We start from the raw sequence: 21,604 nt of genomic DNA, 5'->3' as shown, positions 1-21,604 counted from the left end.
GGACCGATGATCGCAGGAATCGATCTGGGCACCACGCATTCGACAGGGCCATCTGCCGCCGAGGCGCTTGCCGACCGCATCGTCCGCAACGGTCAGCAACGCGATCCGGCAGACTTCGCAGCCTGGCTGCAGCAGTCCCCGGAACCGCAGCCCCCTGCGGATGCTGGCGCGGTGAACCTGGCAACCTGGCAACGGCTGATGAAGGGCACTACGCCGTTCCCGCAAGCGAACTTCGAGCAGCTGGCCGACCGCTTCCAGTGGTATGACCGGGACAGTATCCGCGAGTGCTACGACATGGCCGCCCTCGGCCACAGCATGCACCTGTGCTGGTTGCTGGTGCCAGGCAACGAGACCGCGCTCGCCCGTTACATGCATCTTGAGAATGCGCCGGTTTCGGTGTTGCAGGCCCGCACCCGTGTCGCCCGGCTCAGTGGCCCCTGGCACCCACTGCGCGCGCGCATCCAGGCGCTGTCCGCGGGCACGCGGCACGAAATGCGTGAAACGCTGCATTACCTTGTCGGCGTGCCTGTGATGGCGCACGTGGCGCTCCCACCGCCGTTGCAGCGCAGGCAGGTCATGTTCTGGGCGGCCGCATGCGACGCCCTGCACCATTCCGTGCCGTCACGCAGACGCTTCACGCGGCGAACGGTCGCTTTGGCACTGCTTCTGACGTGCGCCCTGCTGGCCGCCATCGCAATCCTCCGCGGGGCATTTTCCAGCTCCCCCGGCAATGCAGACAGTGATCGTTCAAGCCTGCAGCCCCCACACGAGGCAAACCCATGAGCAACTGGATGGACCTGCTGGAGCGCGCCAAATCCACCGACCCGCAACCTTTCGCGGTGTACCTGCAGGGTCTGCGCAGCCAGTGGTCCCTGGACGAGCGCGCTGAAGCCAGTGCTAGGGTGCTGCAGGCGCTGCGCGCGCGGCAGGCGCCCATGAACCTGTCCGAAGCCGCGGCGCTTTACCAGGCCTTCGGCTGGGACGACGCGGGCTGCGGCCTGGCACCAGGCGAACTGCGCGAGCTGGCCGAACACGCCTGGCAGGACTGGCTGCAACTGCCCGCGCAGACCGATCTGCTGGCCCAGCAGATGGAGGCGCGTGGCGGACGCTGGACCAGCCACGATGACGCTGCCAGCCGCCTTCAGCAGCTGCGCGAACCGCGTTTGCACCTGCGCAACCTGATGTCCGCGCTGCCGCTGCGCGTGCCGCGCCAGGCCGCAGCGTTGATGGACGTACTGGGCTGCCAGGAGGACCGTCCTCTGCCGCCCGGCATCGATGCGGGCCAAGCCCGCTTCTGGGCCGGCGCCAGCGATGTCACCCGCCTCACCGCAGCACAGTTGTCATTGCTGCGTGCACTGCTGGCAAGCGTGGCGCTGACGTTGATGGCCTTCATCGCGTTGGCCACCACCCAGATCGCCAACACGCTGCTGCCCTACCAGTCGGAAGAGCAGCGCAGGGCGATCGTGCTGGGCACGGCAGCGCTGGCGCCACTGCTCGGCACGCTGCTGGCCATTGGCCTGCGTCATCTGTTCGTCTGGCAGAGCGCCCCTGAAGACCCGTCCGTGCCGCCTTCCCGGCTGCGTTGGCTGGCCCTGCCGGTCGCCTGCGCAGCCATCGCAGTGGTCGGTACCGCCGTCTACCTGTGGGTGCCCTCGCCTTCGCTGTGGTTGGCACCGCTGTGCTGGCTGCTGGCCTGGACCGTGCTGGCCACGGCATGGATCCGCTACCAGCTGCGCCGGGGCAAGCCCGTCCGCATGGAATTGCCAGTGTCATTCCTGATGATGCTGTCCGTGCTCAGCGTGCTGCCGGCGCTGCTGGGTGCGCTGCTGCTGTGGAGCATGGACCTGTCCGGGCACCGCCAGCGGCTGCGCCGCAGCTGAAGAAGCCGGGGGTCGGACCCTTTCAACGAAAGGGCGCCGCCCCCGACCCGGTCATTTCTCCCGCCGCCAGTTGATCGAACCACGGTTTTCCACCGTGCTCGATTCCACTTCCACATCAAACCCGCGGCGCAGCAGGTACTTCAGCGTGATCACCGAACCGGCGCCCACCAGCGACACGCCGTAACCCACGTAAAGCTTGGGCGAGATGTACTTGCCGACGCCGATCACCGAACCACCCAGCGCGCGCGACTGGCTCACGCCTGCATCATCCAGGCCCAGCTTGGCACCCAGCTGCGAGGCGAGCAGGCCACTGCCAGCCGAGAGCGCCGCCGAGGCCGCGTTGACCTGCTGCGCCTGGTCGCTGCTGGCGCCGGTCAGGCTGCGTCCCAGCACCAGATAGGCCAGTGCCTCGGACTGCGACATCGCCGGATCGGACCACACGTCGGCACGCGGTTGCTGGGCACGCCCGGTCACGTCGATGCCGGCGGTGACATCACCGATGCGGCGCTCGGCGCGGATGTTGATGCGCGGGTCGGACACCGCGTTGTAGTTCCAGTTGAGGTTGCCACGGGTGATGGTCAGGTCCTGCCCATACGCCTTGTAGCGGCCGCTCACTTCCAGGCCGCCATTGGCGGTCATTTCGCGGCCGGGCTTGGCCCAGACCTGCATCTTGCCGGTCAGCGCGCCCTTCAGGCCGAACCCGGTCATCTTCACCTTGTCGCCCAGGCTGACCGTCAGGTCCATGTCCAGCGGCGAGGTGCGCGACTCTTCCGGATCGGCCGGGTCGAGCACCACCACGTCTTCGGACACCGAGGTGCCGCGGTCCAAGCGTTCCAGATCGATGTCGGCCTCGGGCACGTGCACGGTGCCGCGCAGCTCCATCGCCGCCTTGGCCAGGGTGAAGTCGAGGTTGGGGTTGGCGACGATGCGCAGTTCGCTGGTGTTGGACAGCAGCACGTTCTCGCCATGGATCTTCAGCTGCAGCGGCTGCGCATCGCCGAACCACGACAGGCCACCGTCCACGTACAGCGTGCCCTGGCCCGAGTTGGCCTGCGCGGTGATCTTGGCCGAACCATCGGGCTGGGCCACGAAGCTGCCCTTGCCCTGGTCGAAGGTCAGGCCCAGCGCGGGGAATTCGCCCTTGAAGTTGCTCAGCTGTGCGTCACCGCCCAGCGACGGCTGGCCTCGCGTCCCGCGCAGGCTGACGTGGCCTTCGATCAGGCCGGTCGGTCGCACGATGTCCGGCGAGAACAGCTCCAGCCAGTACAGCCGCGACATGTTGAGGTAGAGCTCACCATTAAGCGGCGCACTGGCTTCCCAGCCGGTCTGCATCCTGGCGTCGACGAAGCCATTGCCCTGGAAGCCCATGCCCAGGTAGCCCTTGATGCTGGCCGGGGTCATGTCGAGCTTCAGCGAGAACTGGTCATAGCGCACCAGCTCGCCGCGGGTGGTATCGCCCACGGTGTTGCGGTTCTCGCCCAGGCGCACGCCGCCTTCCTTCGAGCGCACCTCCACATGGCCTTCCCAGGCGTTGCCGCGCGGGCGGATGTGCGCGTCCAGGCTGACATCGCCGCGAAGGTAGATGCGGCGCCCGGACTGCGGCGGCAACCACGGCTGCACCAGCGCCAGCGGCAGCGCGTCGCTGCGCACCACCAGGCCTTCGCGCGGCCAGTTGGCCTGTGCGCACAGCGCGCCGCTGCTCGCGGCGGCCAGGCAGGCTTCGGACAGGGTGTAGGTGCTGCCGTTGATCGCGAACGCCGCCGGTGCACGCAGCGCCCAGGCATCGCCCTTCACCGGTGCGATGCGCAGCGACGCCAGTTCGCCACGCCACTGCGTGCCCTGCTGGCGCACGCTGCCCTGCAGCTCGACCGCACCCATCTCGTTGCGGGTCTGCGCGGCCAGGCGCAGGTTGGACACACTGCCCTGTGCGTCGATGTTCAGCCGCTCCAGCAGCATGCCCGCGTTGACCTGCTGGCCCTGCACGGCCAGCGTGCCGCTGTCGCCGCGCCACGGCAGGCGGCCCTTGATGCTCACGCTCTCGGCGCCGTAGCCATCCCAGTTGAGGTTGTTGCCGACCAGGTCGGCGGTGATGTCCGGCGCATCGCGCGGGCCCTTCACCTGTACCTGGCCACGCAGGCCACCGTCGGCGGCCGGCAGCAGGTCGCTCAACTGCAGCGGCTCGAAACGCGCATCGATGTCGAGGCGGTCGCCGACCTTGCCCGACGCGGTCACCCGGCTGCTGCCCAGCGACAGCTTCAGGTCACCCTGGCCCTGCGCGCCCTGCAGTGCGAACTTGCCCTGTGCGTCGAGATTGCGCTGGCGCAGGATGCCCCTCAGCGAGGGCAGGTCCACCGTGGCTTCCAGCGTACCCGAGGTGCCCGGTGCGGCATTGGCCGGCGGCGGCAGCTGGCGGCCCTTGGAGGCCAGGTTGCCGGACAGGCGGCCATTCCAGCCCGGCACGAAATAGCCGGGGTCGAAATCCTTCAGCGTGGCCTTGGCATCCCAGTCCAGCTGCGGTGCCCACGCCACCTGGCCTTCCACCTGCAGCTGCCCACCCGGCGTCTGCGCCTGCAGCTGGTGGATCGACGCGGCCTGGTCATTGCCGCGTACGTCGAACTGCAGCTGCGCCTTCTGCTTTTCGCGTTCGACCTCGGCGCGGCCGATCGCCGCCCAGGCCTTCAGGGTACCGGCCAGGCCGAAGCGTGCTTCCTTCAGAGTGACCGGCACCGGTGCGCTGCCGGCGGTGTTCGGATCGGGCGCCGGTACATAGGTCAGGTCACGCGCGACCACCGAGAAGTTGAGCTTCTGCTGGTTTTCCTGGCTGAAATCGGCGGTGCCCTCCAGGCGGGCTTCGCCACCGAGGCCCTTCAGCAGCAGCGGCGAGACCTTCAGTACCTGGTCCTGCAATGACACCATGGACGGTGCAAGTTCCAGTTCCTGCTCGCCCTGCTTCACCCTGCCACGCAGGTTGGCATTGCCGCCCTTGCCAGCAGCGGTGAAATCCAGCGACAACGGCGTGATCGCCGAGCTCGCCAAGGCCGGCGACAGCAACGCCAGATCCAGCTCGTCGCTGCGCACGCTGGCGTTCCACGTCGGGTCGGTGCGGCCATCGAACACCAGCATCGCGTGCAGCGGCTTCGGTGCACGCCCGGCCATCGCCACTTCCATGTGCGACAGGTCACCGCGGGCGACCAAGCCGACGGTAGCGGCTGTGCGCCCACGCGGTGCCGGCAACACCGCCGTCACCGTCACATCGGTGTCGTAGTCCTTGGCCGGGATGTAACGGCCCTGGGCAGTGAAGTTGCCCATGTCACTGTCCACCACCAGCTTGTGCGCCTGGAACTCGCCGTTGGCGATCTCGATGCCGCCGCGCACGCGGCTGATGTCGATCACCGGTTCGTTGGCCTGGCTGATGCGGAAGCCATCGATGGCGATGGCATCGGCCTGGATCGCCAGCGGCATCTCGATCTGCGGCAGGGAATCGGGCCAGGACGGCAGCTTGAACGGCTCATCGCTCTTGGCCAGGTTCAACGTCGCGTTGGTCAGCTCCAGCTTGTCCAGCAGCAGCTTGCGGCCCAGCAGCGGGCGCAGGTCCGGCTCCAGGTGCGCACGCTCGGCATGGAAATGGATGTCGTCATAGCGGAAGTCGACGTTGTACAGGGTCAGCGGTCCGGCCACCGGACCCTCCACCTTGTCCCAGGTGAAGCTGGCACCCACCGGCAGCCGCGCCACCACCTGGGCCAGCAGTACGTCACGGCCGGCCACGGTCTGCAGCAGCCAGTACACCGCCAGCAGGGCCAGCAGCACCAGGCCGATCACGCCGGCGCCGGACCATGCCCAGAAGCGGCGACGGCGATAGAAGCGCACGCGTGGCGGCGGGGTGTTCGGGGTCGGTGCGGACGCGCTCACAGGTCCGCTCCGATGTTCAGGTACAGCTGGAACTGCGAATCCGGGTTGTTCAGGCCGTGCGCCACGTCGATGCGCACCGGGCCCACCGGCGATTTCCAGCGTACGCCGAAGCCGACGCCGGTATGCAGGTCGATGGTGTTGTCGAAGGCACTGCCGGTATCGACGAACACCGCCGCACCCCAGGGGCCACCGTTGAAGTAGTGCTCGTACTCGGCCGAGCCGATCACCAGGTTCTTGGCACCCAGCGCGTACTTGTCCGGCTTCGGCGTACGCGGGCCGACCTCACGGTAGGCGTAGCCGCGGATGCTGCGGTCACCACCGGCGAAGTAGCGCAGGCTCGGCGGCATCGCCACCAGATCGCTGGTCCAGGTGGTGCCGCCCTCGCCGCGCAGGATCAGGCGATTGCTTTCACCCACCGGGATGTACCAGCGCAACACGGCGTTGGCCTGCACGAAGCTGGTATCCGAGCCGGCGCCTTCCACGCCGGCACGCACCGTTGCAGCGCCGCTGATGCCCTTGCGCGGGAACATCTCGTCGTCGACGTTGACGTAGTCGGCAACCATCTGCGGGTACACCAGCGTCGAGGTGTTGTAGACCGCGTCGGTGAATTCGGTGCCGGAGGCATAGCGCCAGCGCTCGCGCAGCGCGTTGATCGAGGCGATCGCGGTCCAGTGTTCGTTGATCTCGCCGCTGCGGCTGGCGATCAGCTTGAAGTTGCGCAGGTCGATGTAGTCGGTCTGCTCGTCATACGCGCTGGCAGCGAAGGTGTACCAGCCATCAAGCCAGTTGAAGGCCGGAATGCGGTAACTGGTAACCAGGCTCTTGCGCTTCTGCGCATAGTCCAGCTGCGTGTTCATCTTGTGGCCGCGGTTGTTCAGGAACCGCCGCTCGATGCCACCGCGCACACCCGGGCCGCTCTCGCTGCCGTAGCTCAGGCCTGCGGTGTAGATGGTGCGCTTGGCCCGGGTCAGCTTCACGTCCACCGGCACTTCGCCGTTCTCGTCGGCCTGGTCCGGGCGCGGCTGGATGTCGATCACGCTGAAGTAGTCCAGCTTGGTCAGCGACTCGCGCAGCCGGTCCAGCTTGCCCTCGTGGTAGTAGCTGCCCTGGTCCCAGTACACCAGTGGATCGAACAGCTTGTCGACGAAGTAATCCTGCTCGAAGCGCACCGGGCCCATGTTGTAGCGGCGGCCGCTGTCCCAGGTCAGGTCGATGTCGGCGGCGTTGTCGGCGCGGGTGATCTGCACCTGGCGCTGGGTGTAGTCGGCATCGAAGTAGCCGCGCTCGGCCAGGCGCCGGGTGATGGTGATCTTGCTGGCTTCGTACTGGGTGTGCTCGAAGCGCTGGCCCTTGCGGGGCTTGAAGGCGGCCAGGTCGTCCTGCAGGTACTGGTCGTACATCGCCGGGCCGGTGATGTCGATGTGCTCGCGGCGCACGGTCACCGGGGCGCCCTTGTCGACATGGATCAGCACGCGCACGTGCTCGTCCTCACGCGGCGCCTCGACCTTGATCACCGGGTTGTAGTAACCGAACGGCTCCAGCGCCTGGCGGGTCTGCCGCTCGGCCTGCGACAGCAGGTACTCCAGGCGCGATTCGCCCTGCTCCTTGCCGATCGTGTCGTACAGCGACAGCGATTCCTGGATGTTCTCGATGATTGCGGCGTCGTCGCCCTTGTCCAATCCCTTGATGTCCACCTTGTCGATGGTGCCGCGCGCATGGACCACGGAAGTGGCGGCCAGCGACAGGACCATCAGCGGCAGGGCGTATTTCTTTGGCTGCATGCGGCACAGCATACCGACCGGAGGTGACGATGCGAAATGCATCACGTCATTGCGGATCGGTTGTTAAGTGGCGGTCAAAATACACCGCAAAGTGTCGATTGTCGCAACCGACCAATCAGGATGCCGGCATCGTCCACGATGTCGGCAATGACCCCGATAGACAACGCCGGCGATGTTCCGGTAGTGCCGGATCTTCCGCGTTGACCATCACGCCATCGAAGAACGCGTCGACCTGCGGACGCAGGCGCGCCAGGCGTGCCAGCACCGCCACATAGTCCTTCTGGTGCAGGCTGGCGCCGGTGTCATCGATGGCGGCGGTGACCGCTTCGGCCAGCGCGCGCTCGGCATCTTCCTGCAGCAGTGCCGCGTCGATCTGCGCCGGAATCTCGCCCTCGGCCTTGCGCAGGATGTTGCGGATGCGCTTGTTGGCCGCGGCCAGCGCCTCTGCCTCCGGCAGCGCGGCGAAGGTGCCGATTGCATCCAGGCGGCGATCGAAGTCGTACAGCGAAGCCGGCTTCAGCTCGGCCACGGCGTTGAAGTGCGTGGCCGGCACGCCCTTGTCAGCGTAGTAGCCCTTCAGGCGGTCGAGGATGAAGTCGTACAGCTCGCCGACATCGGCCTGCACGTTGCGCGCGGCCAGGCCGGCATTGGCGCTGGCCATCAGCGCGCGCAGGTCCAGTTCGAAGCCGCTTTCGATGATCGTGCGGGCCAGGCCCAGCGCATTGCGGCGCAGCGCGAACGGGTCCTTGTTGCCGGTCGGCTTCAGGCCTGCAGCGAAACCACCGGCCAGCGTATCCACGCGTTCGGCGATGGCCAGCACCTTGCCCAGCGGCGACAGCGCGATGTCGTCACCACCGAAGCGTGGCTGGTAGGCCTCGTCGATGGCCAGCGCCACGTCGGCCGATTCACCACCGGCCACGGCGTAGTGGCGGCCGGCGATGCCCTGCAGTTCCGGGAATTCGTTGACCATGCGCGACTGCAGGTCGTTCTTGGCCAGCTCGGCAGCCCGCTTGGCCTGCGCCGGATCGGCACCGACCTGGGCTGCGATCACTTCGGCCAGTGCGGCCACGCGCGCCACCTTGTCGGCCACGCTGCCCAGCTTGGCCTGGTAGGTCACCGTCTTCAGGCCGTCGCCCATCGACATCAGGCCCTGCTTCAGGTCCTCGTCGAAGAAGAACTTGGCATCGGCAAAGCGCGGGCGGATCACCCGCTCGTAGCCCTTGGCCACTTCGGCCACGTCCTTCGATTCGATGTTGGCGATGCCGATGAACTTCTCGGTCAGCGTGCCGGCGGCATCCAGCACCGGGAAGAACTTCTGGTTGATCTCCATCGTTTCGATCAGTGCTTCCTGCGGCACTGCCAGGAAGGCGCGTTCGAAGCTGCACAGCACCACCGACGGCCATTCGACCAGGTTCACCACCTGCTCCAGGTTGTCGTCGGTGATGCGGGCGCTGCCACCGGCCCCGGCTGCAGCGGCCTCGACTTCGGCGACGATGCGCGCACGTCGCTCGCTCGGGTCGACCAGCACGAACGCGGCGCGCAGCGCTTCAACGTAATCCTGCGGCTGCGCCAGCGACACGGCCTGGTCGTGGTGGAAGCGATGGCCACGGCTGGCACGGCCGGCCTGCAGGCCGAACAGTTCGGCCTCGACCACGTTGGCGCCGTGCAGCAGCACCAGCCAGTGCGCCGGGCGGGCGAAGCCCCAGGCGTGATCGCCCCAGCGCATCGGCTTGGGAATCGGCATCGCCGCGATCGCCTCGCGCAGGATTTCCGGCAACAGGCTGGCGGTGCTCGCGCCCGGGGTGACCGCGCGGTGCACGAAGCGCTCGCCCTTGTTGTCCGTGGTCTTCTCCAGCGCGGTCCAGTCGATCCCGGCCTTGGCGGCGAAGCCCTGCAGGGCCTTGGTCGGCTGGCCTTCGGCGTCCAGCGCGATGTTCAGATACGGGCCCAGCACTTCGCTGTGCTGTTCCGGCTGTTCCAGGCCGACGCCCGGCAGCAGCACGGCCAGCCGGCGCGGGGTCGACAGCGGGCGGGCATCGCCCAGCTCCAGCGCGACGCCACGCTTGCGCAGGCCTTCGACAACACCGTCGAAGAACGCCTGGGCCAGGCCCGGCAGCGCCTTGACCGGCAGCTCCTCGGTGCCCAGTTCGATCAGCAGGGGGGACAGTTGGCTCATCGGTTCGATCCTGTGGTGGGGGCGCAGCGCGCAACGCGTCCGGCGCCCCGGGTAGTTGATGAAAAGCGGGACGGTGCAGGAAGGCGGTCAGGCCTTCTTCGCACCCGGGAAGCCCAGCTTCTCGCGCTGCTCGTAATACGCCTTGGCCACCGCCTGGGCCAGCGCGCGCACGCGCAGGATGTAGCGCTGGCGCTCGGTCACGCTGATCGCGCGGCGCGCATCGAGCAGGTTGAAGGTGTGGCTGGCCTTCATCACCTGCTCGTAGGCCGGCAGCGGCAGGCCCACTTCCACCAGCTTCTGCGCTTCACGCTCGCAGGCGTCGAAGCGGTGGAACATTTCGTCCACGTCGGCGTATTCGAAGTTGTAGGTGCTCTGCTCCACCTCGTTCTGGTGGTAGACGTCGCCGTAGGTCACCGGCTGGCCGTCCGGGCCGTAGGTCCAGACCAGGTCATAGACGTTGTCGCAGTTCTGCAGGTACATGCACAGGCGCTCGAGACCGTAGGTGATCTCGCCCAGCACCGGGCGGCACTCCAGGCCACCGGCCTGCTGGAAGTAGGTGAACTGGGTCACTTCCATGCCGTTGAGCCAGACTTCCCAGCCCAGGCCCCACGCGCCCAGCGTCGGCGATTCCCAGTTGTCCTCGACGAAGCGCAGGTCGTGCACCAGCGGATCGATGCCCAGTGCCTTCAGCGAATCCAGGTACAGCTGCTGGATGTTGTCCGGCGCCGGCTTCATCGCCACCTGGTACTGGTAGTAGCGCTGCAGGCGGTTCGGGTTCTCGCCGTAGCGGCCGTCGGTCGGGCGGCGCGACGGCTGCACGTAGGCCGCGTTCCAGCTTTCCGGCCCGATCGCCCGCAGGAAGGTGGCCGGGTGGAAGGTACCGGCGCCCACCTCCAGGTCGAGCGGCTGGATGAGCACGCAGCCCTGCTGGGCCCAGAACTGGTTCAGGGTCTGGATCAGGCCCTGGAAGGTGATCGGAACGGTCGGGGTCGCGGACATGCGTACGAGTCTTGGCCGGCAAGAGGGTGCGCTAGTATAACGGCCGACCTGCGGGGCATTCCGTACCCGGGAGGAGCAGGCAGATGGAACATCGGCTGCCGGTGGGCACGCCCGGCGAGCCAGGCGGCATCCCGCTGCCGTGGGGCCGCCTGCATTTCGAGCAGGTGGGTGCGGCGCTGCTGGCCGACGGCCTGGTCGCCGAGCACGAGGGCGAGCGCATGCGGTTTTCCGCACAGGGCGCGCGCAATGCCAGTGAAGTGCACCCGCTGGTGCTGCTGTCCAACCTCAAGCTGGCCACCCGCGACGGCGGCGAACTGACCCTGGAACGCCTGACCGAATGGCTGGCCCAACGCACCGGCACCCGCTACCTGCGCATCGATCCGACCCGGGTCGACGTCGCTGCGGTCACCGCGCTGGTCTCCCACGCCTATGCCCGTCGCCACCGCTTCCTGCCGCTGGCAGTGGATGCCGAACGGGTGCTGGTGGCCACCAGCGAGCCGCTGGTGCAGGAATGGCGCCGCGACCTGCAGCACCTGACACGCCGCCGCATCGAGCTGGCGGTGGTCAATCCGCTCGACCTGCACCGCTACACCATGGAGTTCTACGGGGTGACCCGTTCGGTGCGTGGCGCGCGCGGCGACGTCCGCGGCGAGGCCAACACCACCCTGCCCAGCTTCGAGCAGCTGGTCGAGCTGGGCCGCACCGGCGACGTCAATGCCGACGACCAGCACATCGTGCACATCGTCGACTGGCTGCTGCAGTACGCCTATGAGCAGCGCGCCTCGGACATCCACCTGGAACCTCGCCGCGAGATGGGACGCATGCGCTTCCGCATCGATGGTGTGCTGCACAAGGTGTTCGAGGTGCCGCCGGCAGTGATGACCGCGGTGGTCAGCCGCATCAAGGTACTCGGCCGCATGGACCTGGCCGAGCGCAGGCGCCCGCAGGACGGCCGCATCAAGACCCGCTCGCCGGGTGGCCGCGAGGTCGAGATGCGCCTGTCTACCATGCCCACCGCCTTCGGTGAGAAGTGCGTGATGCGCATCTTCGACCCCGATGCCGCCTTCAAGAGCATCGACCAGCTCGGCTTCAGCCCGCAGGAGGCCGCTGGCTGGAATGCACTGGTCGAGCGCCCGCACGGCATCGTGCTGGTCACCGGCCCGACCGGCTCGGGCAAGACCACCACCCTGTATTCCACGCTGAAGCGGCTGGCCACGCCGGACGTGAACGTGTGCACGGTGGAGGACCCGATCGAGATGATCGCGCCCGAGTTCAACCAGATGCAGGTGCAGGCCAACATCGACCTGGACTTCGCCAGCGGCGTGCGCACCCTGCTGCGGCAGGACCCGGACATCATCATGATCGGCGAGATCCGCGACCTGGAAACCGCGCAGATGGCGGTGCAGGCCTCGCTGACCGGCCATCTGGTGCTGTCCACCCTGCACACCAACGATGCACCGTCGGCGGTCACCCGCCTGCTCGACCTGGGCGTGCCGCACTACCTGCTGGCCAGCACCCTCAACGGCATCCTCGCCCAACGCCTGGTGCGCACCCTGTGCCCGCACTGCAAGCAGCCGCACACCCTCGGTGCGGCCGACTGGGCGGTGCTGGCTGATAGCCAGGCTGCATATCCAGATGCCGCCACGCCCTGTCGTCCGGTCGGTTGCCTGGAGTGCCGGCGCACCGGATTCCTCGGCCGCATCGGCCTGTATGAGTTGCTGCCATTGGGCTCGCGGCTGCGCGGGCAGATCCGCGCCGACATGGATCTGGCCGGTTTCACCCGTGCCGCGCGCGCTGAAGGGCTGCGAACCCTGCGCCAGGCCGGGCTTGAAAAGGTGGCGCAGGGGCTGACTACAATCGAGGAAGTCCTGTCAGTGCTGCCGCCCCCGGATGAACCCAGCCCCCTTCCTGATCCTTGAAACCGGCCGCCCGGTACCGTCGCTGCGCCGCTACGGGCGCTTTCCGCACTGGATCCGCGTCGCCGCCGGGCTGGAGGAACATGAGACGGTGGTGGTCGATGTCGAACACGGTGGCGCCCTGCCCGATCCGCACGGTTTTGCCGGGGTACTGGTGACCGGCTCGGCCGCCTTCGTTACTGACCACGCCGACTGGAGCGAGCGCAGCGCGGCGTGGCTGCGCCAGACCGCCCACGCTGACCTGCCGGTGTTCGGCATCTGCTACGGCCACCAGCTGCTGGCGCATGCGCTGGGCGGTGAGGTGGCCTACAACCCGGCCGGGCGCGAGTCCGGCACGATCGAACTGGAGCTGCAGCCACAGGCGGCACAGGATCCGCTGTTCCAGGGCCTGCCGCAGCACTTTGCCGCCCACGCCACCCACCTGCAGACCGTGCTGCGCGCGCCCGACGGTGCCGAGGTGCTTGCACGCTCGCCGCTGGATGGCTGCCACGCGTTCCGCTGGGGGCGCCAGGCCTGGGGCGTGCAGTTCCACCCCGAATTCGCCACCCACCACATGCGCGGCTACGTGCGCGCCCGCGCCGACTGCATCGGCCGCCACGGCGGCTGTGCGCGCAGCATCGAGCGCGCAGTCAGCGCCGCACCGCTGGCCCGCCAGCTGCTGCGCCGCTTCGTCCGACAGGCGCGGCTGTCTTCAGCCCAGCCGGCGGCAAAACAGGGATAATCAGCGGCACGGGCAACCGCCCGTCCCCTCCTGTCCTTCCCGGATGTCCATGAAAGAGATTCGCAAGCTGCCGGCCTCGGCGGGCGCCCAGTGGTTGCTGGATACGTTCTCGCTGTATCGGCGTGCGCCGCTGCAGCTGGCCCGGATCGGCCTGGCCTGGCTGCTGGTGAGCTGGGTGGTCACCCTGTTGTCGACGCTGATTCCCGGCGCCGCCGGCATGGCCGTGCAGCTGATGACCCTGGCCATCTCGCCGATCATGTTCGGCGGCATGCTCTACGCCGTGGGTGAGATCGACGAAGGCCGCCCGGGCCTGTCCTCGCACCTGCTGCAGCCGATCCGCGACCACCGCGTCAGCCACCTGCTGGTGCCGCTGGCGATCCAGGTGCTGGCGGTACTGCTGCTGGGCGCGCTGCTGTTCATGATGATCGGCCGCGAAGGCTTCACCGCCTTCAGCGAGGTCATGACCAAGATGGAAGAGATCAGCCGCAGTGGCCAGCAGATCAAGCCGGACGATGCCGCGGCGCTGGTGGCCAACCTGCCGGCCAAGCGCATCGCGCTGTGGATGCTGCTGGTGTTCCTGAGCGCGGTCGCACTGTCGCTGGCAATGTTCACCCAACCGGCGCTGGTGGTGTTCGACAAGCAGAGCGGCATGCACGCGCTGCGCCTGAGCCTGCAGGGCTGCATCGAGAACATCGGCGCGATGATCGTGTTCGCCGTGCTCGGCCTGATCGCCGCGTTCTGCATCTACATCCTGTTCGTGATCGTGATCCAGATCGCGATGCTGATCGGTGGCCCGCTGGCCGCCGCCTTCATCGCCCAGCTGGTGCTGACCACGGTGCTGATGCCGCTGTATGTCGGCGCGGTCTATGCCGCGTGGAAGCAGATGTTCGTGCACCGTGGCAGTCGCGCCGCACCGCCGGTCCCGACCACCCCGACCTCAAGCGACATCTTCCACGCCTGACGAAAAAGGGGACGGAGGGGATTAAGTCGTTTGTGCCACTGTGCCGATAGCGACTTAATCCCCTCCGTCCCCTTTTGTTTTTTTCAGGCGGCGGGTTTCTTCACGGCCGACGACGGCACCAGCCAGCGTGCGGCGTGGATGCCCAGCTCGTAGAGCAGGCACATCGGGATCGCCAGCATCAGCTGCGAGACCACGTCCGGCGGGGTCAGCACCGCCGCCAGCACGAAGATGCCGACGATCGCGTAGCCACGGCCTTCCTTGAACTGCTGCGGCGTCACCCAGCCCAGCAGCACCAGGATCACCATCGCCACCGGCAGTTCGAAGCTGCCACCGAAGGCGAAGAAGATCGCCAGCACGAAATCCAGGTAGGCATTCGCATCCGGGGTGATCGCGATCACGTCCGGGCTGAAGGTGGTCAGGAAATGGAACACCGCCGGCAGCACCAGGAAGTAGGCGAAGGCACAGCCGGTGTAGAACAGCAGTACCGAAGACACCAGCAGCGGCACCGCCAGGCGCTTCTCACGCGCGTAAAGCCCCGGGGCGACGAAGGCCCACAGCTGGTACAGCAGCCACGGCACCGCCACGAACAGGGCAACGAAGAAGGTCAGCTTCAATGGCGCGAAGAAGGCGCCGGCCGGATTGGTCGCGATCATCGTCTGCCCGTTGGGCAGCTGCGAGACCAGCGGTTCGGCCAGCGCGTTGTACAGCTTCTGGGTAAACGGCAGCAGCGCCAGCAGCACCACGCCCAGGCCCAGCAATGCGCGCACCAGGCGGCCGCGCAGTTCCACCAGATGTTCGACCAGCGAGCTTTCGCCGAAATCCTGTTCACTCATGGCTGGCGCTCCGTGCGCTGCGGCGTCGGAGCACCGGCTTCAGGGGGTGTCGCCGGCATCGGCTCTGGCGCAATGCCCTCCTGTACCGGTGCATCGGCAGGCGGCAGGCCGCCCATATGCGGCGGCGGATCCGCAGGCGCCGGCGCGCGTACTTCCTGCGCCAGCGTATCGCCCTGCTGCTGCGCCTGCTGCGCTTCGCGACGAATCGCCTCGCCGCTGGCGCGCAGCTGGTTCTCGGTGTCCTGCATGCCCTGGCGCACTTCCTGCATCTGCCGCTTGATGTCCTCGGCCTGCAGTTCGCGTTCCAGTTCCTGTTTCACCGAATCCCACTGATTGCGGGCACGGCGCACCCACAGGCCAGCGAAGCGGGCCGCCTTGGGCAGGCGCTCGGGACCGAGCACCACCAGGGCGACCACCGCGATCACCAGCAGTTCGCTGAAGCCGATATCAAACACCGCAACCGCTCCGGATCAGCGAGGGGTGCGGTCGTGCTCGTCCTGCGCGGTGCGCGAGGCGTCCTGGCTGCGCGACTCATCGCCCAGCTGCGCGTTCGGCTTGTCTTCGTCGCGCATGCCCTTCTTGAATTCCTTGACCGCCGAGCCGAGGTCCTTGGCGCCACTGGTCAGGCGCTTGGTGCCGAACACCAGCAGGACGATGGCCAGCACGACCAACCAATGCCAGATGCTGAAACTGCCCATAAAGACGCTCGTTACGTTAGTGATCAGGCTGTCGAGCATAGCGCACCGGGTGTCAGCCGGCGCGCGTGACGAAAGTCAGTTTCCGCCCAGCGTTTCCGTGCGGATTTCGCCGTCGTTGACCGGCTGGAAGCCCTGCTGCTGCGGCGGCGGGTTCTGCGGCACGTTCTGCAGCGGCGCGGTGGTGGCTTCGGTTGGGGCAGCCGGCGCTGCCTGAACAGGCGCCGGCGCAACCGCCGGGGTCGCCGCCGGACGCGGTGCACTGCCACCGTTGCCGTTGCGGTTGTTGCGGGCGGCGTAGGTGGCCTCTTCCAGACGATCACGGAAGGCGACCACGTCCATCGACGGCGAACCGGCGGCGCGACCTTCGAAGATCATGCGCGGCGTGGTGTTGCTGCCGTAGGCGTCAAGGTTGGCGGCATCGTCGATCTGCAGCACCGCACCATCCAGCGCGACGCCCGCGAACAGCCCACGGGCACGCGACCAGGACCAGATCTCGGCCTTCAGCTGGCCGTCGGTGGCGGCGGCGGCATTGCGGCCGACCGGACCGGCGGCAACGCCAGCATCGGCGCCGAGCGTGAACTTGCCGTTGACCAGATTGTCCAGGCTGCGGTCGTTGCGGAACACCAGAACCACATCCGAAGATTGCACGCCGGCCTGGAAGCCGATGCTGCCACCGGTGAGCTTCACGAACACCGGGTTGGACCATGCGCCATTGGGCATGCGCACCGACATCAGGCCGTGGCCACGACGACCGCCAATGACAAGACCGGCCTTGATCGTGTCGGGAATGACGATGACCGCGCGGCCTTCGTCGAGCAATTTATCCGGAATGCCCTGTTCAGGAATTTCCTGGATTTCGGCCAGCACGCGCACGGCGTTGCGGGCGCGCTGGTCTTCCTGCGGTCCGGCCATGGCCTGGCTGGACAGCAGGCTGGCGGCGATCAGCAGGGCTTGGATCGGGCGACGCATGGCAGGCTCCAGAAGTCAGTCCGTAGGAAGATATAGCAAGTGACTGAAATTAGTGGTGTTGTCATGAATCCCCAATGAGCGTTCCCTGCCCGCATTGATGCGCGCTATGCCTGCAATCCGAACCCTGCATCCCGGCGCGGCGCCGGATAGGCGACAATACCGCCCATGCTCGACGCACCCGATACCGCCGTGCTGGCGGTCAACCTAGGCACGCCCGAGACGCCGACGGCCGCCGCCGTACGCCGTTACCTGGCCGAATTCCTGTCCGACCCGCGCGTGGTCGCGATTCCGGCACTGCTCTGGCAGCCGCTGCTGCGCGGGCTGATCCTGCCGCTGCGAAGCGGCCGGTCGGCGGCCAAGTACGCCCAGGTCTGGCTGCCCGACGGCTCACCGCTGATGGTACATACGCGCCAGCTGGCGCAGGCCATGCAGGCCCTGCTGCCGACCCTGACGGTACGCCATGCGATGCGTTACGGCGAACCGGCGCTGGCCGGCGAGCTCGACCGTCTTGCCGCCGACGGCGCGCGCCGGATCGTGGTGTTGCCGCTGTACCCGCAGTACTCCACCACCACCACCGCCTCGGTCGAAGACCGGGTCGATGCGTGGCAGCGCCGCAACCCGGGCGTGACCGTGAGCCTGGTGCGGGATTACTCGGTCGATCCCGGCTGGGTCGAGGCCGTAGCCGGATCGATCCGCCGCTACTGGGAACAGCACGGTCGCGGTCAGAAACTGATGTTTTCCTTCCATGGTATCCCGCAGCGCCTGGCCGACGCGGGCGACCCGTATCCGCAGCGCTGCGAGGCCAGTGCGCAGGCCATCGCCAATGCACTGGGCCTGGGCAAGGACGACTGGCAGATGGGTTACCAGTCGCGCTTCGGCCGCGAGCGCTGGTTGCAGCCGTATGCCGAGCCCAGCCTGTGGGCGCTGGCCGAATCCGGCGTGAAGCAGATCGACGTGGTCTGCCCCGGATTTGCCACCGACTGCCTGGAGACGCTGGAAGAGGTTGCGCTGGGCTTCACCGAAACACTGGCCGAGCGCGGTGCGACGATGCGCTACATCCCCTGCCTCAACGCCGAGCCGGAGCATGCACGCGCCCTGGCACGGCTGGCCGTGTCCTCGCTGGCATGAGCCTGCAACCGTTTGAACTCCAGGTCGGGGGCGCACGCGTCGCCGGCCTGCGCAACCACGGCGGCGGCCCACGCGTGCTGGCCCTGCATGGCTGGCTCGACAACGCCGCCAGCTTCGTGCCGCTGGCGCCGCACCTGTCGGCGTTGCAGCTGGTTGCCATCGATCTGCCCGGCCACGGTCACAGCGCGCACCTGCCGATGGGTGCCAGCTACACCACGGCCGCCGCGATCTGCCACGTACTCGATGTCGCCGACGCACTGGGCTGGGACCGATTCAGCCTGCTCGGCCATTCGATGGGTGCCGGCATCGCCAGCCTTACCGCCTCGGTCAGCGACCGTGTTGATCGGCTGGTGGCGATCGAAGCACTCGGCGGCCTGCGCGGTCCCGAGGAAGAAACGGCGCATCGCCTGCGCGAGCATGTGAACGCCACGCGCGCGTTGGCACGCAAGCAGCTGCGCGTGTTCCCCGATCTGGCAGCGCCGATCCGCGCGCGGATGATGACCAACCAGCTCAGCGAACCCTGCGCACGGCTGCTGGTCGAGCGCGGCGTGGAACCGGTCGAAGGTGGCTACCGCTGGTGCAGCGACCCGCGCCTGATGCTGCCCACTGCGATCCGCCTCAGCGAAGGCCAGATCGACAACCTGCTGCAGGCCATCGCCTGCCCGACGCAGGTGATCTATGCCACGCCGGCGCAGTCCTACTATCCCGAGCCGATGCGCAGTGATCGCCTGCAGCACCTGCGTGATGGACGGCTGGCCGTGTTTCCCGGCAACCACCACCTGCATATGGAAGACCCGGCACGCATCGCCGGGGTGATCCTGCGCTTCCTCGGCAACGACAACGCCGGCTGAGTCGCAGCGTCCGCGCACTTCATTCTGCGCAGTTGCGGCCGATACATCGGTTGCGGGCCACTGCGTCCGCAGCACGTGGGCCCGGTCGGGCCTGCGGCGTGTGTCTGGTCCTGCAAGGAAGTCCGCATGCCCGCTCCATTGCTCCGTCACCCACAGGATGTGGTCACGGCGCCCCGTCTGCGCGACGTTGATTGCGTCGCATTCCCCGAATTCCCGGTCCATGCCCTGGCCACGCACTCGTGCGTGCGTCACCGTGTGGCCGTTGTCGTCTGCTGATCCAGGAGTCGCCGATGTCCGCTGCATCCACTCGTCCCCCCGATACCGCCCGCCTGCCGCATCTGCAGCAGCTCGCCCACCGCGCTGACCGCCGATTGCTGATCGGCAGTGCGGCACTGGCGGTGGCCGGCCTGGTGCTGGCCCTGCGCGGGCCTCATGTCCTGACCGCCTCGCTGGTCGCGGCCGCTGTGCTGCCTGCCATCTGGCTGGCCGGTCCCAAGGCGGGCCATAGCGTCACCCGCAATGGCCTGGCGCTGTTGTTGTCGCTGCAGCTGGCATGGCTGTGCGCGATCGCGGGCCTGTCACCGGCTTTGCCGATTGCACTGCTGCTGGGCGTGCTGTTGAGCCATCGTGATCGCCTGCCGGTATGGCTGGCCGGCGGCATCGGCACGCTCGCGCTGTTGGCGCCGCTGCTGCAGGGCGCAGCAGTGGGACCTACGTTGCTGCAGGCGGGCCTGTTCGCCGGGCTGACGGCATTCCTCGGCCAGGTCGCGCTGCGCCTGCGCCAGCAGACCGAGGCGCTTGGCCACGGCCCGCGCCGGCTGGCTGCGCTGGCCCGCGACATCGCCACGGGCACCGACCTGGGCGCACATGCCGACACCGCATCCTATGCACCCGGCTCGTTGGCCCATGCGCTGGCCGATACCGCGCGCCACGTCCAGGCCCAACGTGGGCGTGAGGCTGAGGCGCATGCCGAGAATGCGCAGATCCGTCAGGCGCTGGATGCCTCGCGCACCGCGATGATGATCGCCGACAATGATCACGTGATCCGCTATGTGAACCGCTCGGTGGTGGCTCTGCTGCGCAACCAGCAGGCGACACTGCGCCAGGCCTTCCCTGACTTCGATGCCGAACGCCTGGTCGGCAGCAGCATCCATCGCTTCCATGCCAACCCGGACCGCATCCGCGCCATCCTCAATGGCCTGCAGGCCAGCCACAACGGCAAGGTACAGATCGGCCCGGTGCACTTCGCCCAGGTGGTCACCCCGGTGTTCGATGCACAGGGCATGCGCCTCGGTTTCGCCGTGGAATGGCATGACCGTACCCAGGAGCTGGCGCTGGAGAACGCCGTGGCCGGCATCGTCGCTGCTGCCGCGGCCGGCGATCTCGGCCAGCGCCTGCAGGCAACCGAAGGCGCCAGCTTCCTCGATGGCCTGACCGGTGGCATCAACCAGCTGCTCGATACGCTGGGCAGCACCGTCAACGACGTGCGGCAGATGCTTTCGGCGCTGGCCAACGGCGATCTCGATCGGCGCATGCACGGTGAGTACCACGGTGCCTTCGCCGCGATCCAGCGTGATGCCAACGCCACCGCCGGCCAGCTGGCGCGCATGGTGGGCCGCATCCAGCAGTGCGCGGCCTCGATCAGTACCGCCGCCAGCGAGATCGCTGCAGGCAATGGTGCGCTGTCCGAGCGCAGCGAGCGCCAGGCGGCGCACCTGCAGGAAGCCGCAGCCTCGATGGAGGAGCTGACCGCCACCGTGCGCCAGAATGCTACGCATGCGCGCGAGGCCAGTGAGCTGGCTGCGTCCACGCAGAGCGCCGCCAGTGACGGCAACACCGCGATGCAGCGGGTTGTCGACACCATGCAGGCGATTGAAGGCGCCTCGAAGCGGATCGGCGACATCACCGGCGTGATCGATGGCATCGCCTTCCAGACCAATATCCTCGCGCTCAATGCGGCGGTGGAAGCCGCACGTGCCGGTGAGCAGGGCCGTGGCTTCGCCGTGGTGGCCAGCGAGGTGCGCGTGTTGGCGCAGCGCTCCGCCGCCGCCGCACAGGAAATCAAAAAGCTGATCGATGAGGCAGGCCGACAGGTGGGCGAAGGTGCCCAGCTGGTGGCCGACGCCGGCCAGCGGATGCAGGGCATTGTCGGCGGCGTGGAGAATGTCAGCCATCTGATGCGTGAGATCTCGGCGGCCTCGCAGGAGCAGTCGATCGGCATCGAGCAGATCAACCAGACCGTGGTGCAGATGGATCAGGCCACGCAGCAGAACGCGGCGCTGGTGGAAGAAGCCACCGCGGCCGCACGCGAGCTGCAGACGCAGGCGGGGACGCTTACCGAGGCAGTATCGGTGTTCCGCCAGCAGGAACCGCACGAGGTCCCGCGGGCCGCCTGATCCGGGCCTGCAATGCGATCCTGATCAAGACGGCGCCCGCAGGGCGCCGTTTTTTACCTGCTTCTGCGTGATGGGTCAGGAAAAGTCCGCTTCCGGACCTGCCGTGAGGAGCGGCCAACCCTGTTTGGCGCCGCATCCACACACGGCGTGGATCTACCGGTAGTGCCGGCCGCTGGCTGGCAATTACGGCCTAGCCCACTGTCTGACCTCCCGCCGGTAGCGGCCAACCTTGGCTGGCGCTGTGGCTGCCCGCAGAGAATATCCACGCATCGCGTGGATCTACCGGCCGGTGTGCAGCCATGGCGGTGCCGGCCAGCGGCCGGCACCACCCGCATTTCCTGCGCACAAAGAAAAACCCCGCTGCGTCAGCAGCGGGGTTTTGGGTA

Annotated in this window: 16 protein-coding genes; 8 read left to right on the top strand and 8 right to left on the bottom strand. The window is 67.7% G+C overall.

Features of this window, described 5'->3' with window-relative positions; genetic code table 11:
* The first annotated feature begins 6 nt into the window (after positions 1-6).
* Entirely contained in the window at positions 7-783 is a 777-nt protein-coding gene (locus tag N5E02_RS10035; protein ID WP_279946223.1) for a hypothetical protein, read from the top strand.
* Positions 780-1,880, top strand: coding sequence for a hypothetical protein (locus tag N5E02_RS10030; protein WP_279946222.1), 1,101 nt, complete (start codon positions 780-782; stop codon positions 1,878-1,880). The genes N5E02_RS10035 and N5E02_RS10030 overlap by 4 nt, the downstream gene beginning before the upstream one ends.
* Positions 1,881-1,931: 51 nt before the next feature.
* On the opposite strand, the gene N5E02_RS10025 is transcribed toward N5E02_RS10030, so the two are convergent.
* The 4 genes from N5E02_RS10025 to glyQ all read right to left on the bottom strand — a co-directional run bounded on the left by N5E02_RS10025 (position 1,932) and on the right by glyQ (position 10,745).
* Entirely contained in the window at positions 1,932-5,789 is a 3,858-nt protein-coding gene (locus tag N5E02_RS10025; protein ID WP_279946221.1) for a translocation/assembly module TamB, read from the bottom strand.
* Complete coding sequence (locus N5E02_RS10020) at positions 5,786-7,582, bottom strand: autotransporter assembly complex family protein (RefSeq protein ID WP_032954656.1); 1,797 nt, start codon at positions 7,580-7,582, stop codon at positions 5,786-5,788. The genes N5E02_RS10025 and N5E02_RS10020 overlap by 4 nt, the downstream gene beginning before the upstream one ends.
* 103 nt (positions 7,583-7,685) lie before the next feature.
* Positions 7,686-9,746, bottom strand: a complete 2,061-nt coding sequence (gene glyS / locus N5E02_RS10015) for a glycine--tRNA ligase subunit beta (protein WP_279946220.1) — start codon at positions 9,744-9,746, stop codon at positions 7,686-7,688.
* Between the two features lie 87 nt (positions 9,747-9,833).
* Positions 9,834-10,745, bottom strand: a complete 912-nt coding sequence (gene glyQ / locus N5E02_RS10010) for a glycine--tRNA ligase subunit alpha (protein ID WP_049412007.1) — start codon at positions 10,743-10,745, stop codon at positions 9,834-9,836.
* Between the two features lie 83 nt (positions 10,746-10,828).
* Here glyQ and N5E02_RS10005 point away from each other — a divergent pair, with 83 nt between their 5' ends.
* Genes N5E02_RS10005 through N5E02_RS09995 form a run of 3 tightly spaced genes read left to right on the top strand, consistent with a single transcriptional unit; the run spans position 10,829 to position 14,343 of the window.
* Positions 10,829-12,664 carry a GspE/PulE family protein gene (locus N5E02_RS10005; protein WP_065185932.1) on the top strand — a complete coding sequence of 612 codons (1,836 nt, stop codon included), beginning with the start codon at positions 10,829-10,831 and terminating at the stop codon, positions 12,662-12,664.
* Positions 12,636-13,382 (top strand): glutamine amidotransferase, encoded by a 747-nt coding sequence (locus tag N5E02_RS10000; RefSeq protein ID WP_065177803.1) that lies wholly within the window; start codon positions 12,636-12,638, stop codon positions 13,380-13,382. The genes N5E02_RS10005 and N5E02_RS10000 overlap by 29 nt, the downstream gene beginning before the upstream one ends.
* Before the next feature lie 49 nt (positions 13,383-13,431).
* Entirely contained in the window at positions 13,432-14,343 is a 912-nt protein-coding gene (locus N5E02_RS09995) for a BPSS1780 family membrane protein (protein ID WP_005420447.1), read from the top strand.
* 83 nt (positions 14,344-14,426) lie between these two features.
* Here the strand turns inward: N5E02_RS09995 and tatC are convergent, their stop codons facing one another.
* The 4 genes from tatC to N5E02_RS09975 form a co-directional block, all read right to left on the bottom strand.
* On the bottom strand, positions 14,427-15,176 hold the full coding sequence (gene tatC / locus N5E02_RS09990; protein ID WP_005420449.1) for a twin-arginine translocase subunit TatC: 750 nt from the start codon (positions 15,174-15,176) through the stop codon (positions 14,427-14,429).
* Positions 15,173-15,631 (bottom strand): Sec-independent protein translocase protein TatB, encoded by a 459-nt coding sequence (gene tatB / locus N5E02_RS09985; RefSeq protein ID WP_171957745.1) that lies wholly within the window; start codon positions 15,629-15,631, stop codon positions 15,173-15,175. The genes tatC and tatB overlap by 4 nt, the downstream gene beginning before the upstream one ends.
* Positions 15,632-15,646: 15 nt before the next feature.
* The gene (gene tatA, locus N5E02_RS09980) at positions 15,647-15,874 is read right to left on the bottom strand and encodes a Sec-independent protein translocase subunit TatA (RefSeq protein WP_012512521.1); all 228 of its coding nucleotides are present in this window, start codon (positions 15,872-15,874) and stop codon (positions 15,647-15,649) included.
* Positions 15,875-15,949: 75 nt separating this feature from the next.
* Positions 15,950-16,843 (bottom strand): YSC84-related protein, encoded by an 894-nt coding sequence (locus tag N5E02_RS09975; RefSeq protein WP_005420455.1) that lies wholly within the window; start codon positions 16,841-16,843, stop codon positions 15,950-15,952.
* Between the two features lie 165 nt (positions 16,844-17,008).
* On the opposite strand from N5E02_RS09975, the gene hemH reads away from it, so the two are divergent.
* The 3 genes from hemH to N5E02_RS09960 all read left to right on the top strand — a co-directional run bounded on the left by hemH (position 17,009) and on the right by N5E02_RS09960 (position 21,218).
* Entirely contained in the window at positions 17,009-17,971 is a 963-nt protein-coding gene (gene hemH, locus N5E02_RS09970) for a ferrochelatase (protein ID WP_065185933.1), read from the top strand.
* Entirely contained in the window at positions 17,968-18,822 is an 855-nt protein-coding gene (locus N5E02_RS09965) for an alpha/beta hydrolase (protein ID WP_065185934.1), read from the top strand. Before hemH ends, N5E02_RS09965 begins: the two co-directional genes overlap by 4 nt.
* 290 nt (positions 18,823-19,112) lie before the next feature.
* Positions 19,113-21,218: a methyl-accepting chemotaxis protein gene (locus N5E02_RS09960; protein WP_065196769.1), complete on the top strand. Its 2,106-nt coding sequence runs from the start codon at positions 19,113-19,115 to the stop codon at positions 21,216-21,218.
* Positions 21,219-21,604 lie beyond the last annotated feature (386 nt).

This window comes from Stenotrophomonas sp. GD03777 (genome assembly GCF_029842485.1).
GTDB lineage: Bacteria > Pseudomonadota > Gammaproteobacteria > Xanthomonadales > Xanthomonadaceae > Stenotrophomonas > Stenotrophomonas sepilia.
Note: the sequence above shows the minus strand (reverse complement) of the source record. Positions and strands in the feature narration are given on the sequence as shown.